The sequence below is a fragment of the Limnochorda sp. L945t genome (assembly GCF_035593305.1).
GTDB classification, from domain to species: Bacteria; Bacillota; Limnochordia; order Limnochordales; family Geochordaceae; genus Carboxydichorda; species Carboxydichorda subterranea.
In genome coordinates this window covers 125,733-139,782 of record NZ_CP141615.1, presented here as the reverse complement: position 1 = coordinate 139,782, position 14,050 = coordinate 125,733, and the positions used below count along the sequence as shown (strand labels likewise).

The following is a 14,050-nucleotide window of genomic DNA, read 5'->3' as shown; positions in this document are numbered from 1 at the left end:
CGGTAACGTCCTCACCGATGGGAGGCAATCCGATGCCAGAGGCATCGAGGGAAGCAAACGCCGTCGAGCTCCCAGAGCTTCCTGCCAGCATGTTTCGCGTCATGGATCACCTCATCGCGGCCGACCTCACCGCACGAGGCGTCGTAGATCCCCTCTTCGAGGCGGCGGCAGCGCAAGCGTGCGGCACCGTGGAAGGCCGATCCCGGCCTCCAAGCCTGACGGAAGCCGTCTCCGGTGCCATCGCCCGGCGGCTCATCGCCCGCGCGGCGGGGGCGCGAGCGGTCTTGGCCACCGGCTTTCCGTCACGGTCATGGCTCTTCGATGATCTGACCGAGACGGACGGCCCGGTCGGCGTGGCCGTCCTAGCGCGGGTCCTCGAGGAGGCGTGGGAAGTCGTACCGGTGGTGATCACCGCCCCGGCCCTGGTGCCGTACGTCCAGGCGTCGCTGAGGGCGGCAGGGCTGATCCTCGGTTCGCTGGAGCAGGCTCTCGCCTCCAAGCCTGGCCCTCCCTCCGCCTCCGTGGCGGCGGTGGTGCCGTTCCCCTCTGACCCGGACGTCGCCCGGGATGCCGCCGACCAGCTGCTCTCCCGCACCGCCCCGGCGCTCGCCGTGGCCGTCGAGATGCCGGGCAAGGGGGCCGACGGCCGTTATCACAACGTATCGGGGCGGGAGGTCCCTCCCCACCTGGTGGCGGATGCCGATCAGCTGTTCACGCTGGCCCGCTCCCGAGGGGTCCTGACCGTGGGCATCGGTGACGGGGGCAACGAGCTCGGCATGGGCAACATCGCCGAGACGGTCGCCCGGGTCGTTCCCCAAGGAGAGACCTTCGCCGCCCGCACCCCCGTTGACTTCGTCGTGGCCGCCAGTATCTCCAACCTGGGAGCCTTCGCCCTTGCCGCCGCGCTGGCGGCCCGTGCAGGGCGACCCGACGTGCTCGATGCCATCGACGTCGGGAGGATCATCGAGCGCTGCTCCTACGCCGGGGCCATCGATGGGCTGAGCGCCCGTGTCGACCCCCTGTCCGACGGCACACCGGTCTCTCTCAACCGGGCGATCTGGGATCTCATGCGTTTCTCGGTGCGGCAGGGGTTGAAGGGGTGGACCAAGCAATAGCGGCCGTCGAAGCCTTCCTTGCTCTGGATCTCGGTACGAGCGGTTGCCGGGCAGCGGCCTTCGACGTTCGAGGGCGGGTGCTGGCCTCGGCGCGCCAGGAGTACCCGACCTGCTCCCCCCGGCCGGGCTGGGCAGAACAGGATCCCTCCGAGTGGGAGGACGCGGCCGTTGACGTCTTGCACAGGGTGGCGGCGGCGGCCGGCGGGCGATCCGGGCGGATCGAGTTCGCCTCGCTCACCCTCACCGGCCAGATGGCAGGCCTCGTCCTCACCGGGCGTGACGGCCGCAACCTCTACCCTGCCATCCCATGGCACGACCGCCGGGCGCAGGCGCAGGCCTCCCTCCTGGATGCCGCCGTGCCCGAGTTTTACCGCATTACCGGATGCCATGCGTCGCCCGTCTACCCCGTGGCCAAGCTCCTGTGGCTCAAGGAGGCGGCCGAAGGCCGGATCACGGGGATCGCATCGGAGCCCTTTCGACGGGCGCTCGGCGAGACCAGGTGGGTGCTCTCGCCCAGAGACGAGCTCTTCCGGCGCCTGACCGGGGAGGTCGCCACGGATCCTTCGTGCGCCGGGGCCACCGGGCTTTTCGGTATGGCGTCGCGGTCGTGGGACGAGCGGCTGTGCGACCTTGCCGGCGTCGATCCGTCGTGGCTCCCGCCCATTCGCGCGGCGACCGAGGTGGCAGGACGCCTTCCTGCTCGCCTGCACGAGGCGACCGGGCTCCCGTCTGGGTTGCCCGTGGTGCTCGGTGCCGGGGACGGGGTCGCCCAGAGTCTTGGAACGGGCTTCGTGCAGCCCGGGCAGCTGACCGTGAGCCTGGGCACGAGCGGGGTGGTCCGCACCGTGACCGCACGGCCGCTGCTCGACCTGAGCAGCCCGGCTCGTGCTCCGCGCCTCACCGTCTACCCCTTCCTGGCCGGAGCCGGAGGCGGGCTGGCGTGGGTCGCCAACGGTGCAACGGCCAACGCGGCGGGAGTGCTCGAGTGGCTCCGGGCTGCGGTCCTCCGGCGGCCGCTGCCCATGGACGACGCGGCCTCGGTGGTGGCGGGCTCCGATGGGCTCCTTTTCCTTCCGTACCTGTCGGGAGAACGAACCCCCCTATGGGAACCTTCGGCCCGCGGGGTCTGGCTGGGTTTGACCCCGGCCCACACCGACGCCCACCTCGTCCGCTCCGCGGTGGAGGGGGTGGTGATGGCTCTGCGGGCCGTCACCGGCGCGCTGGCGGAGAGCGGGGCGCGTGCGCACCTCGCCGCGCTGGCGGGCGGCGGCAGCATCCATCCCGTCACGGCCCGCATCCTGGCCGATGGGCTGGGGATACCCATCACCCGGCTACCCGACCCGGGACTCGAGACGGTTCGGGGGGCCGCCGTCCTTGGTCTGGCAGCCCGTTTGCGAGAAGGCTCGTCGCTCGACGAAGCGACCCTCGCCCGCCATGCGGCTCGGCAGCTCGTGCCGGCGCCGGTCGAGGTGGTCGAACCCGGCCCGTGTGCCGGCGCCTACGCGGCGCTCTTCGAGCGGTTCAGCGAACTGACGCAGACCCTGCTCCCGCTTTTCCGCCGTTTCTACCAGGAGAGGAGCGCGACCGTTGCCTGAGATGGCCACCTCCGTGCATCCCTTCGAACGGCTCGGCCTGGGCCGGGTCATCAACGCCGCAGGCAAGATGACCTACCTGGGCGGCTCGGCGCTGAGCCCTACGGTGGCGGCCGCCATGGCCGAGGCCGGGCGCCGCTACGTCGACATGGCGCAACTCCAAAGGGCGGCCGGCCGGGCCATCGCCCGCCTCACCGGCGCCGAGGACGCCACGGTCACCTCCTGTGCCGCCTCGGGGCTGGTGGCTGCACTGGCCGCCTGCCTCACCGGCACGGACGTCGGCAAGATACGGCGCTTGCCCGACACCGACGGGCTGGAACGCCGCGAGGTGGTGCTCCAGAAGGGCCACTCCGTGGACTTCGGGATGGAGATCGTACAGCTCGTCCGCATGACCGGCGCCATCCCGGTGGAGGTGGGCTCCGTCAACCGCACCCGCCCTGACCAGATGGCTTCGGCCCTTGGCCCCCGCACCGCCGCGGTGCTCCACGTGGTCTCGCACCACGCCCAGCAGGAAAGCATGCTCGACCTGAGAGCGGTGGCCCACCTGGCGCAGGCCCGGGGCATCCCGGTCGTCGTCGATGCTGCGGCCGAGGTGGACCTGCGCGCACACCTGGCCGCCGGGGCCACGCTGGTCGTCTACAGCGGCCAGAAAGCCGTGGGGGCCCCGACGTCCGGGTTCGTGGCCGGCAAGGCGAGCCTGGTCGAAGCGTGCCGCCTCCAGGAGCTCGGCATCTGCCGGCCCATGAAGGTGGGCAAGGAGGCCATCGCGGGCCTGCTGCAGGCGCTCGAAGAGTACGTAGCGGCCGGCGAGGCGGCGTTGCCGCAACTCCTGGAGCGCCGGGCCAGGCACCTGGCCGGTGCGCTTTCCGAGACCCTGGCAGGTGCCGGGCTGCCGCATGCCAGGGTCGACATCGTATCCGACGAGACCCGGCCGATCCCCCGGGTCCGCCTGACCATCGAGCCGGGCCACTCGCCGGTGGACGCCCGGGCCCTGGTCCGGCAGCTGGAAGCAGGCAACCCGTCGATCCGGACTCGCAACCACCACGTCGACTCGGGGATCGTGCTGTTCGACGTCCGTACACTGGAGGACGAGCAGATCGATACGGTGGTGCAGCGGGTCGTCGACGCACTCAGCGGAAAGGAGCCTTCGTAACCATGCCCGGCGAAGATCGCGAGCAAGGTCCTCGGGTCCTGGTACCGGCCCCCGGGCGGCCGTTTTCCCGAGCCGTACGCGCGGGGGGCCTCGTATGGCTCTCGGGCGTCACGCCCCCGGCGGACGTGATCCGGCACTCGCCCGACGATGCGGGCCGCCAGACCGAGGCATGCCTGCGCCGCATCCAGCAAACCCTCGAGGAGGCAGGGCTCTCCCTGCGGCACGTCGCCCGCGTCACCGTGTACCTTGCCCGCGCGAGCGACTTCGAAGCCATGAACGCCGCGTACCGTGGCTTCTTCCCCTCCGATCCCCCGGCCCGCACCACGGTGGTCACCGGCCTGGTCGTGCCCCAGGCGCTTGTCGAGATCGAGGCGGTCGCGGCGCCGGACCCGTAGGGCCCGGCGCCCAGCTCCCCCACGCTCCGTGCCTGCCCGGCCCCGCCCGCCCGGCCGAGGGTGGAGAGGGTCTACGCGCCGCTCTGCACGCCCCGCCGAGCCTCTCGCCCGAGCACCGCGGCGTAAAACGTCGCCACCACCTCGGGATCCTCGGCCAACGCCTCGAGCGGGTAGAGCAGCATGTCGCGCCGTCCCACCCGCACCCACAAAGGCCGCCCGGCCTCGTCTCGCCCGCGGACCTCGGCCTCTCGGGGCTCCAGCACGAGAGGCGTCGAAGTAAACGGATCTGGCCCCTGCGGGAGCTCCAGCTGCCCGCCCTCCCAGGCCAGCGCCCTGGGCGCCGGTTCGGCGAGGTTGAAGCGGTTGTGCGGCTCACCGCCGAAAAACCGCCGGGCATCGGCCGCCGCCACCCAGCCGCCCTCGTGGGAGCGCACGCTCGTCGCATGCAGGTAGCTGTACAGCACCCGCACGGGCAGCTCCGTGAGCCGCGCCCAGGTCGCTGCCCGCAGCTTCTGGGCCGACGGCACCACCAGGAGGGGCGGCAGCGCCTGCTCCTGGCCCGGTGCCAGGTCCCTTTCCAGCACCGCCTCCGGCAGGTAGCCCAGTTTGCGCAGCGCCGCGTACGCGTTGAGCAGCGCCCGCTGCATCACCGCCGCCGGCCGCTCGGAGAAGGGGTACACCTCGTGTAGGTACGACGGTACCAGCACCCCTGCCCGCTCCAGGTGCGGCAGCGGCGCGTCCATGGCCTCCCGCAACGCCCTCGCCACCGGCCGCGCTGTGCGGTCTGCCCGCAGCATGCCGAACGAAAGCTCCAGCGCATGGTGGCTGTAAGGGTCCGTCTCCCGCATGGCGTCCGGGAAGTCGAACCCGCACCACCAGCAGACCCGGCTCGCACGGTGCAGGCGCGCTTCCACGACCACCCGCCGGGCCCAGGCCGCCACCTCCTCCTCCCCGAAAACCGAGTGGGTGGCGCCAAACTCCTCCAGCCACAGCTCCTTGCCCAGACGGGTCGCGAAGCGACGCGCCATGGCCATCGCCATCCCGTACGCGGCGACCTGCCGGTCGGGGTGAGTCTCGGCCAGGTACAGGTGAGGGGCGATGACGTCCTGCGCGCACGTCGGCCGAAACCCGCTCGTCGTATCCCCCAGCACGTACCAGGCCCCGTCGCCCAGCGTCACCGGGCGGTGGGGATCCAGGCGCTTGACCAGCCCCACCATTCGGGAGGCCCACGCTTCTACCGCTTCTGCCGGTGCCGGCCCCGTGAAGATGGGGGCCTCGTTGGTGAGCACGTACGCCTCGAGCGCCGGGCTCCCTTTGACCGCCTCGACGACCGTGGCCAGGTACCGCTCCTGCGCCAGCAAGAGCCCCGGGTCCGTGTACAGCCGGCTCGGGTCGGCCATCCAGCGGGGCGGCCAGTTCTGCCCGCTCATGTGCCCCACCAGGAACGTGAGGTGGACGCCCAGCCCGATCCGTTCGTTGAGGCGCATGTACCGCTCCAGCCGCTCCAGCATGGCCGGCTCTACCCGCTCCGGCTCCGGCATGAAGTCGGGCCAGAAGAGGAAACTGCGGGTGTACTCGATGCCCGCCTCTTTGAGCGCACGCAGGTCGGCGGCGATCGCCTCTTCCCGGAAGTCCCGCCACATCCCCGGGCCTGCGTAGCTCGCCCAGTAGTTGACACCCAGTCGCTGCCCTGTCACGTTGCCACGGACCTCCCCTTGGAAAGGCTGAACGCATCGGCGAAAAGCTGCCGCGTATACGGATGTTGGGGGTGGGCCGTCACCCGGCCTGCCTCGCCCTGTTCTACCACCTTGCCCTGGTGCATGACCAGCAGCGTGTCGCTCACGTAGCTGGCCAGGCTCACGTCGTGGGTGATGAACAAGATGGCCATCCCGTACTCGTCTCTCAGGTCGAGCAGCAAATTGAGGATGGTCGCCCGTGAGGAGGCATCCACCATGGTGGTGGGCTCGTCGGCGATGAGCAGCTTGGGTCGCACGACCAGCGCCCTGGCGATCATGATCCGCTGCCTTTCTCCCCCGCTGAGCTCATGGGCGAACTTGCCCATCACCTCGGAGGGGTTGAGCGCGACTCGCTCGAGCGCCCAGCGCACGCGCCGGTCCCTCTCCCCGGCCTCCAGCCTGCCTTCCAGCCGCAGGCTCCGCTCCAGGACCCGCCGCACTGGGAAGAACTGGTTGAACGATGAGAAGGGGTCCTGGAACACCGCCTGGACCTGCCGCCAGTACGCCCTCAACTCTCCCGGGCGGGAGAGGCGCGTGACGTCCTGCCCCGCGAAAACGATCCTCCCCGCCGTGGGCCGGATGAGCCGTAGCAGCACCCGCGCGAGCGTGGACTTGCCACTGCCGCTCTCCCCCACGACCGAGGCGATCTCGCCCCGCCGCAGCGTGAACGATACGTCGTCCACCGCCCGGACTTCTCTTGCCCCGTGCCCGAAGATCCGGGTCAGGTGCCGGACGTCCAGCAGTACCGCGTCAGTTGCTGGCGGCATGGCTCATACTGCCCGCCTCTCCTGCCCGTTGCTCGGCGACCCACCAGCAAACCGCCGAATGGCCCGCCCCCACATCCACCACCGGTGGCGCCTCCCGTGAGCATCGGCCCATCGCCACCGGGCAACGCGGGTGGAAGCGACACCCCGGGGGTGGCGAAACGAGATTGGGCGGGGCCCCTCCCACCGTCTGGATGCGCTGGCGCCGCGTACCGGTCTCCAGTACGATGGTGGCCTCCATGAGGACCTTCGTGTACGGGTGCGCCGGCTGGAAGAGGACCTCCTCCGCCGGCCCCACCTCCACGAGCTGCCCCGCGTACATGATGGCGATGCGATGGGCGATGTACCGGAGCAGCGGCAGTTCGTGCGTGATGAAGACAATGCCCCGGATGATGCGCTGCTCCAGCAGGTGCGACAGGAGCGCCAGCAACGCCCGCTGCGAACTCACGTCGAGGGCGGAGGTCGGCTCGTCGGCAATGAGCACGTCCGGGTCGAGCAGCGTCGAGACCACCGCCACCACCCGCTGGCGCATCCCGCCGCTCAGCTGGTGCGGGTAGGCGTCCAGCACCCTCGGCGGCAGCGCCAGTCGCTCCAGACGCTCGGTGGCACGGGCGATGGCCTCTTTGCGGGTGATGCCCGCCACGTGCGAGCGCAGCACGTCGTAGACGAAATCCCGCACCCGAAGCGTGGGGTTGAGCGCGTTCATGGCGCCCTGGGGGAGCAGCGCCACCACCTTGCCCCGCAGCCCGGTTGCCACCCGGCCGCCGTTGATGCCGTCGAGCGGGATGTCGTGACCTGCCACCCGCAGCCGGCCCCCCGTCACCTGCAGCGGCGGGTGGACGTTGAGCGACAGGATGCTCGCGAGCGTCGACTTGCCGCACCCGGACTCGCCGGCGACGCCGAGCGCCTCGCCCTCCTCCAGCGTGAGCGAGACGTCATCGACGGCCCGGATGCGCGGCCCGTCGCTGTCGACCCGGTAGCTCGCACTGATCCGGCGGGCCTCGAGCAGCGTGCTCACGCGCCCCGGCCCTCCCTTCGGAGCCTCGGGTTGTAAATCTCGTCGAGGCTGGCGTTCAGCAGCTGCAGGCTGAACGCAATGACGGCCAGGAAAAAGACCGGCGGCACGAAGGTCCACCAGACACCCTGGCGTACCGCCTCCCACAGCAGCGCCCATTGCAGCAACACGCCCAGGGAAATGGTGTTGGACGGCCCCAACCCCAGCATGCTGAGCGCCGCCTCCGTCAGCACGGCAGAGGCGAGCTGCAGCGTGAACGCCATGGCCAGATAGGAGAGCATGTAGGGGATGATCTCCCGTACGATGATCTCGACGCCGCCGGACCCCGAAAGGCGGGCGACGTCCACGTGCTCTCGCGCCCGCAGGCTGCTCGCCTGCGCCCGTACCGCCCGGGCCGTCCATGGCCACGACGTGATGCCGATGATGAGGCCCATGACGGGCACGGATCGGGATTGCAGCGCAATCGAGAGCAGGATGAGGACGATGAAGGAGGGAATCGTGATGAGCACGTTGGTCACGCCCATCAGGAGTTCCTCCGTGACGCCCCCGTAATAGCCCGCCGTCGTCCCCACCACGGTGCCGATGACCACGGCGATGATGCCGGCGATCGCCCCGATTTCGAGCGACGTCCGGGTACCGTACATGAGCAGCGTCAGCTCGTCTTTCCCGAAGTTGTCGGTGCCGAGCAAAGCGCTGCCCGACGGCGGCTCGAACGGCATGCCCACGATGGCGTTGGGGTCGCGCCCGGCGATCGCGGGCCCCGCCAGCGCAAAGGCAAGTACCGCCAGCACCAGGACGAGGCTCGCCATGAACCGCTGCGAGCGAAACGCCCGCCGCACCGACCCGGAAACGGCCACTTGCTATCGCTCCCCCATTTGAACGGCCCGGATGCGCGGATCGATGAAGCCGTACGCCAGGTCGACCAGGAAGTTGGCCAGCAGCACCGCCGTCGCGATGAACAGCGTCACGCCCTGGATGAGCGGGTAATCGTTGAGGGAGATCGCGTTGAAGAGCAGGTACCCGATGCCGGGATACGAGAAGACCAGCTCGGTGATGAGCGCTCCCCCGACCATGGTGCCCAGCGACAGGGCAAGGCCCGTCACCTGCGGCAGCATGGCGTTGCGGAAGACGTACCGCAGGATCGTGTTTTCCTTGACTCCCATCCCGGACGCGTAGTTGACGTAATCCGCACCCAGCTCGTAGATGGCCATGGAGCGCATCCCGACGGCCTGCCCCCCGATGGCGATCAGCACCAGGGAGAGGAAGGGCAGGGTGTAATGCTGGATCAGGTCCACGATGAATCCCACGGACAGGTTCGGGCTCAAACCGAAGCTGTACCCGCCCGCCACCGGGAAGACCGGCACCACCACGGCGAGGAAGTACAACAGGAGAATGGCCATGGCGTAATACGGGATGCTGGAGACGGCCAGTGCGCCCACGAAGAGCGTGCGGTCGAACTTGCCTCCCTTGTAGGCGGCCAGGGCTCCGAGCAAGTTGCCCAGGATCCATCCGATGAGGATGGCCGGCAACTGCAGGGCCACGGTCCAGGGCAACGCCTGTGCGATGAGGTCGGTCACCCTGGCCGGGTAGAAGGAGAAGGAAGTCCCCAGGTTGCCCCGCAGGACGTTACCCACGTACGTCACGAACTGCTGCCCCATGGGCTCGTCGAGACCGAACTCCTGCAAGAATGCCTGGTAGACCCGGCTCGCCGCCTCGCCCTGCCCGCCGCTCCGCAGGTACTGGGCGATGAGCGCGTCTACGGGGTTACCGGGAATGAGCCGCGGCAGCAGGAAATTGAGCCCCATGGCTACGACGAATGCCAGCGCGTACCACAACGCCTTGCTCACGATGTAGCGCCGCAGGTACGTCAACCCCCTACGCCCGTTCGACGGTCACGGCTGCCCGCCGGGGCGCAGCGGGAGGGCTCTGTCCGGAGACCCTCCCGCTCCGCCTGTCGTGGCGGTCAACCGGCCGCCGCCGGGTGGTCCCTTTCCTTCCTGCGCGTCACTTCGGACGGACCAGGCGCAGCACCGAGATGTAGAACATCGGGGGCGCCTTGGGGTCCTGGCTCGTCGGGAAGCCCGTCCAGTGCGTCGTGTTGAACTCGTAGAAGAGAAGCGGCCGGTACATGAGCGGGATGGCCGGCACGTTCTCCATGAAGATACGGTCGAGCTGCCCGTAGATCTCCTTCAACTGCTCCGGGCTCCCGGCCGAGGCGGCGCGGTCGAGCAAGCCGGCCACGTCGGGGTGGGAGAAGCGCCCGTAGTTCTGGAACGCTTGCTGGCCGATGGGCGGCACGCCCCGGTCGTCCAGCACGTCCCGGAAGCGGGTCCAGGGGCTGGCCGCGCCTACCTGGGAGACGTACCAGAGCACCAGGTCAAAGTTGCCGTTCTGCACGTTGGTGGAGACGATGGGTGCCTGCGGGAAGTCCGTGCGCACCTCGATGCCCACCTGCTTTGCGCTCTGCGAGACCACCTGCAGGGCCGCCATCCAGTCGGTCCACCCGTACGGGGTCTGCACCGTGAAGCTCAGCCTGGTCCCGTCCGGCAACACGTAAATGCCGTCCGGCCCCTTCTTCGCCTTGAGCTCCTGCTCCAGGATCTGAACGGCCTTCTTCGGGTCGTGCTTCCAGCCGTACTGCTCGACGAGCTGCTCATCGAAGTATTGGGACTCGACGCCGGTCGGCAGGATCAGGCTCGACTTCGCCGGCTCCGAGTACCGTGACATGGCGGTACGGGCGATCAGCGCGTAGTCGATGGAGTACGCCAGCGCGCGCCGCACCTGGACGTTGTCGAGCCCTTTCTTGTGGACGTTGATGATCATGAGCGGGATCGAGCCCGGGATGTAGTACGGTTCCTTGTCGTACCAGGTCTGGACGTTGTGCAGCGTCCACACCTGCGGCACGAACTGTTGGGACCAGTCGACGTCCCCTTGCTTGAGCGCCAGGTTGCCGGCGTCGTTGCTCTTGAAGATCGGGTGCACGAGGTACTTCGGGGTGGGCATCCCGTACAGCGACTTGCCCCAGTACCCTTCGAACCGCTGCAGCACGATCCGCTCGGCCGAGTAGCTCTGCACCTGGTAGGGGCCGGAACCGACCGGCTTCAGGTTGGTGAACTGCATGAGCTCGGCGCGCCCTTTGTCCGCCAACGGGCCCCAGATGTGCTGGGGAAGGATCATGACCGTCGCGACGTACTGCTCGACCAGCGGCCGGTTGGGCTTCGCCGGGTCGAGCGCGATCTCGACGGTCCGGTCGTCCACCGCCTTGACCGACTTCACGTACTGCCAGAACGAGCTGTACCCCAGGGCGAAGCGCTCGGCCAGCTGGAACGTGAAGGCCACGTCACGTGCCGTGAGCGCCTTGCCATCCTGCCACCTGGTGCCCGGCTGGAGCTGGATGCGCAGCGTGGTCGCGTCGACCCACTTCATCTCCCGGGCCAAGAGCGGCTCGAAACGCCCGTCCACGATGTTGTACAGGAAGAGGGACTCATAGACGTAACCCGGCGCCTGCTGATCCGGGTTGCCGTTGCCGCCCACCGGCCAGGCAGCGTTGGGCGCCAGCGGGTTGAAGTGGTTGGCAGGTCCCCACTGGAAACCGGCGATATATAGGGTTTGATTGCGGGGTAGCCCCTGGGCGAATGCCGGCGCGGCCCCTGCAACGGCCACGGCCAGGACGACCATCCCCAGGAATGCTGTGGTACGCCAGGTACGCTTCAAAGTGGGCACCATCCTCTCCAAACTGGGCCTCCACGGCCCCAGACCCGGGCCTTTGCGGGCCCCGTTACGGACGCCGCCCCACTTCCTCCGGGAGCGGCCAGCCCCCGGTCACTCCGGTTTCCTCCCGCCCCCCTTCCGCCGTGACGACCCTCAGCGCTCCCGGCTGGCGTTGCGGATGAAATCGTACGGGTAGGGGAGCTCGGGGTCGCTGGCCCTGTCCAGAGCGGCGACCTGCTCGGCGGTCAGCTCCCAGCCGGTCGCGCCCAGGTTGTCCTCGAGCTGCGCCGTGTCCCGGGCGCCGATGATGGGAGCCGTTACCCCGGGCTTGCGCAGCAGCCAGTTGAGCGCCACCTGGGCAGGCGTCTTGCCGACCTGCCCGGCGATCACCAGCAGCGTGTCGATGACCCGCCAGGTCCGCTCGTTGTTGTAGCGCTCCCAGTTCTCGCTCCACCCATAGCGGCTCGCCTGCTCGATGCGGGTGCCTGCCGGCGGTGCGGTCATGCCCCGGCGAAACTTGCCGCTCAGCCATCCACCCCGCAGCGGGCTCCACGGGATGACACCCAGCCCTTCGTTGACGCAGACGGGGATGAGCTCCCACTCGGTGGAGCGATCCAGCAAGTTGTAGAGGGGCTGCAAGCAGGAAAACGGCTCCCAGCCGTGGGCCCGTGCCGCGTCGATGGCCTTCTGCAGTTGCCATCCGCTGTAGTTGCTGGCCCCCGTGTAGCGGACGAGCCCCCTGTGGACCAGGTCGTCCAGCGTCGATAGGGTCTCCTCCAGAGGCGTGCCCGGGTCCCAGGCATGGACCTGGTAGAGATCCACGTAATCCGTTTGCAGGCGGCGGAGGCTCGCCTCGACGGCGGCCACGATGTGCTTGCGGCTCAGCCCCAGGTCATTGGGGCCTTTTCCCATGGCGAAACGCACCTTGGTCGCGATCACGTAGTCGTCGCGCCGCTTGCCCTTGAGCCATCGGCCGAGGATCTCTTCGGAGACGCCGGCGGCATACACGTCGGCCGTATCGATGAAATTGCCTCCTGCCTCAGCGAAACGGTCGAGCATGCGGTGGCTCTCGGCCTCGGACGATTCGCGCCCGAAGGTCATCGTGCCGAGGCATAGCTCGCTGACCTTCAACCCCGTACGCCCCAGATACCGGTAGTTCATCGCTGTGTCACCGCCTCCGTGGATGATCGATGTCCGGACGCCCCGCTTGCCTCCGCACCACTGCCCGCCACGGGAGCCGTAGTCGCCCGCTCCACCAGCACGGGTTCGAGCAACAACCGCCGGCCCGACGGCCGGCGCCCATCCATGAGCTCGAGCAGCATCCGGATACTCGACTGCCCGATGCCTTGGGCATCTTGCCGGATGGTGGTGAGCGGGGGCTGGAAGTACTTGGCCATCGAGATGTCGTCGAACCCTACCACCGACATCTCCTCCGGCACCCGCACCCCGTGTTCCCGTAGCGCCGCGACGACCCCCATGGCAACGCTATCGTTAACCGCGAAAACCGCCGTCAGCCGGCCTCCCTCGCTCCGGCCCCCGCCTCGCAGGTAGTCGCGGACAGCCTCGTACCCGTTGTCCTCCGGCCTCGGCACGGGGCGCTGCGGCTGCAGCACGGTGAGGTTCGCCCCATCGCCGTACGGCGCCAGCGCCCGCTCGGCCCCGACCAACCGGTCCTGCACGGCGATGCAATCGATCTCAGGGCCAGGCACGAAGGCGATCTTCCGGTGTCCCAACTCCAGCAGGTGGGAGGTGGCCAGGAATCCTCCCTGGATGTTGTCAGTGGCCACGTAGTCCACCGGGCACCCCGCCAGGTACCGGTCCACGAAGACCAGGGGCACCCCCCGGTGCGCCAGCCTCTTGAAGAACTGCACGTTGTGGCCGCTCGCGACGGGCACGATCAGCATCCCGTCGACCCGCCGGCGCAGGAACGCCTCCACGTTTTCCCGCTCTTCCTTCGCATCCCCGTGCGAACAGTTGACCAGCACCTCGTAGCCTGCTGCCCGGGCCAGGTGATCCACCTCTCGCACCAGCTCGTTGGCGTACGGGAACGAGAGGTCGAACACGCAGAGCCCCACCGTCCGGGTCTTCCCGCGGCGAAGGGCCACCGAGAGAAGGTTTTTGCTGTAGCCGAGCCGCTCCGCTTCCTCGAGGACCCGGCGGCGCAGCTCCTCGCTCACCCCGTCTCGCCCGTTGAGCGCCCGGGAGACGGTCATCGTGGAGACCCCCAGGCGCCTTGCGATGTCGGCCAGCGTCACCATTGCGCCCTCGGTCCTCGTTATCGATAACTTCCGGGCGTCTTATTCTGCTCCTGTAACCGGATTTCCTGCCGAGTGCTCTCGGGACCGCGCGCACCCCCTCAAAGCTCGTCGTGTCAAGGATCATGAGAATTACTTCACGTTTGTATGGCCTGCGCTCTCGGCGCGGGTCGTCGCGACCTTCCGTTCCCCATCGCGTGGCCGTTAACGTCCCCGGGCAGGATCGGGATGGTACCCGTCGAATACCGGTTGCCGGTACGTCCCGAGCTCTCCACGCCGGAGGAGGCAAAGACCCCGTGCACGACATCGAAGCC

The 14,050-nt window shown here is 69.0% G+C and carries 12 protein-coding genes; 4 read left to right on the top strand and 8 right to left on the bottom strand.

From position 1 onward, the window contains the following. Nucleotides 1-32: 32 nt before the first annotated feature. Genes U7230_RS00615 through U7230_RS00600 form a run of 4 tightly spaced genes read left to right on the top strand, consistent with a single transcriptional unit; the run spans nucleotide 33 to nucleotide 4,255 of the window. Nucleotides 33-1,115: a glutamate cyclase domain-containing protein gene (locus U7230_RS00615; protein ID WP_324716825.1), complete on the top strand. Its 1,083-nt coding sequence runs from the start codon at nucleotides 33-35 to the stop codon at nucleotides 1,113-1,115. Then, nucleotides 1,100-2,710 (top strand): xylulokinase, encoded by a 1,611-nt coding sequence (locus tag U7230_RS00610; RefSeq protein WP_324716824.1) that lies wholly within the window; start codon nucleotides 1,100-1,102, stop codon nucleotides 2,708-2,710. Before U7230_RS00615 ends, U7230_RS00610 begins: the two co-directional genes overlap by 16 nt. Before the next feature lies 1 nt (nucleotide 2,711). Beyond that, nucleotides 2,712-3,860, top strand: coding sequence for a PLP-dependent aminotransferase family protein (locus tag U7230_RS00605; protein ID WP_324718148.1), 1,149 nt, complete (start codon nucleotides 2,712-2,714; stop codon nucleotides 3,858-3,860). Nucleotides 3,861-3,862: 2 nt separating this feature from the next. After that, complete coding sequence (locus U7230_RS00600) at nucleotides 3,863-4,255, top strand: RidA family protein (RefSeq protein ID WP_324716823.1); 393 nt, start codon at nucleotides 3,863-3,865, stop codon at nucleotides 4,253-4,255. A 71-nt stretch (nucleotides 4,256-4,326) separates the two neighbouring features. On the opposite strand, the gene U7230_RS00595 is transcribed toward U7230_RS00600, so the two are convergent. From U7230_RS00595 to U7230_RS00560, 8 genes are all read right to left on the bottom strand, one after another. Then, a complete protein-coding gene (locus U7230_RS00595; protein WP_324716822.1) occupies nucleotides 4,327-5,952 on the bottom strand; it encodes a glycoside hydrolase 5 family protein in 1,626 nt (541 codons plus the stop codon). Then, nucleotides 5,949-6,758 carry an ABC transporter ATP-binding protein gene (locus tag U7230_RS00590; RefSeq protein WP_324716821.1) on the bottom strand — a complete coding sequence of 270 codons (810 nt, stop codon included), beginning with the start codon at nucleotides 6,756-6,758 and terminating at the stop codon, nucleotides 5,949-5,951. Before U7230_RS00590 ends, U7230_RS00595 begins: the two co-directional genes overlap by 4 nt. Continuing rightward, nucleotides 6,742-7,773, bottom strand: coding sequence for an ABC transporter ATP-binding protein (locus tag U7230_RS00585; RefSeq protein ID WP_324716820.1), 1,032 nt, complete (start codon nucleotides 7,771-7,773; stop codon nucleotides 6,742-6,744). Before U7230_RS00585 ends, U7230_RS00590 begins: the two co-directional genes overlap by 17 nt. Beyond that, nucleotides 7,770-8,627 carry an ABC transporter permease gene (locus U7230_RS00580; RefSeq protein WP_324716819.1) on the bottom strand — a complete coding sequence of 286 codons (858 nt, stop codon included), beginning with the start codon at nucleotides 8,625-8,627 and terminating at the stop codon, nucleotides 7,770-7,772. The genes U7230_RS00585 and U7230_RS00580 overlap by 4 nt, the downstream gene beginning before the upstream one ends. Before the next feature lie 3 nt (nucleotides 8,628-8,630). Then, nucleotides 8,631-9,641, bottom strand: a complete 1,011-nt coding sequence (locus U7230_RS00575; protein WP_324716818.1) for an ABC transporter permease — start codon at nucleotides 9,639-9,641, stop codon at nucleotides 8,631-8,633. A 133-nt stretch (nucleotides 9,642-9,774) separates the two neighbouring features. Beyond that, nucleotides 9,775-11,484 (bottom strand): ABC transporter substrate-binding protein, encoded by a 1,710-nt coding sequence (locus tag U7230_RS00570; protein ID WP_324716817.1) that lies wholly within the window; start codon nucleotides 11,482-11,484, stop codon nucleotides 9,775-9,777. A 150-nt stretch (nucleotides 11,485-11,634) separates the two neighbouring features. Beyond that, nucleotides 11,635-12,642, bottom strand: a complete 1,008-nt coding sequence (locus tag U7230_RS00565) for an aldo/keto reductase (RefSeq protein WP_324716816.1) — start codon at nucleotides 12,640-12,642, stop codon at nucleotides 11,635-11,637. After that, a complete protein-coding gene (locus tag U7230_RS00560) occupies nucleotides 12,639-13,739 on the bottom strand; it encodes a LacI family DNA-binding transcriptional regulator (protein ID WP_324716815.1) in 1,101 nt (366 codons plus the stop codon). Before U7230_RS00560 ends, U7230_RS00565 begins: the two co-directional genes overlap by 4 nt. Nucleotides 13,740-14,050: the final 311 nt, after the last annotated feature.

What these genes read in the sequence shown, in the direction of transcription:
- U7230_RS00615 (WP_324716825.1), top strand. Translation starts at nt 33, where the DNA reads ATGCCAGAGGCATCGAGGGAAGCAAACGCCGTCGAGCTCCCAGAGCTT.
- U7230_RS00605 (WP_324718148.1), top strand. Translation starts at nt 2,712, where the DNA reads ATGGCCACCTCCGTGCATCCCTTCGAACGGCTCGGCCTGGGCCGGGTC.
- U7230_RS00600 (WP_324716823.1), top strand. Translation starts at nt 3,863, where the DNA reads ATGCCCGGCGAAGATCGCGAGCAAGGTCCTCGGGTCCTGGTACCGGCC.
- U7230_RS00590 (WP_324716821.1), bottom strand. Translation starts at nt 6,758, where the DNA reads ATGCCGCCAGCAACTGACGCGGTACTGCTGGACGTCCGGCACCTGACC.
- U7230_RS00565 (WP_324716816.1), bottom strand. Translation starts at nt 12,642, where the DNA reads ATGAACTACCGGTATCTGGGGCGTACGGGGTTGAAGGTCAGCGAGCTA.
- U7230_RS00560 (WP_324716815.1), bottom strand. Translation starts at nt 13,739, where the DNA reads ATGGTGACGCTGGCCGACATCGCAAGGCGCCTGGGGGTCTCCACGATG.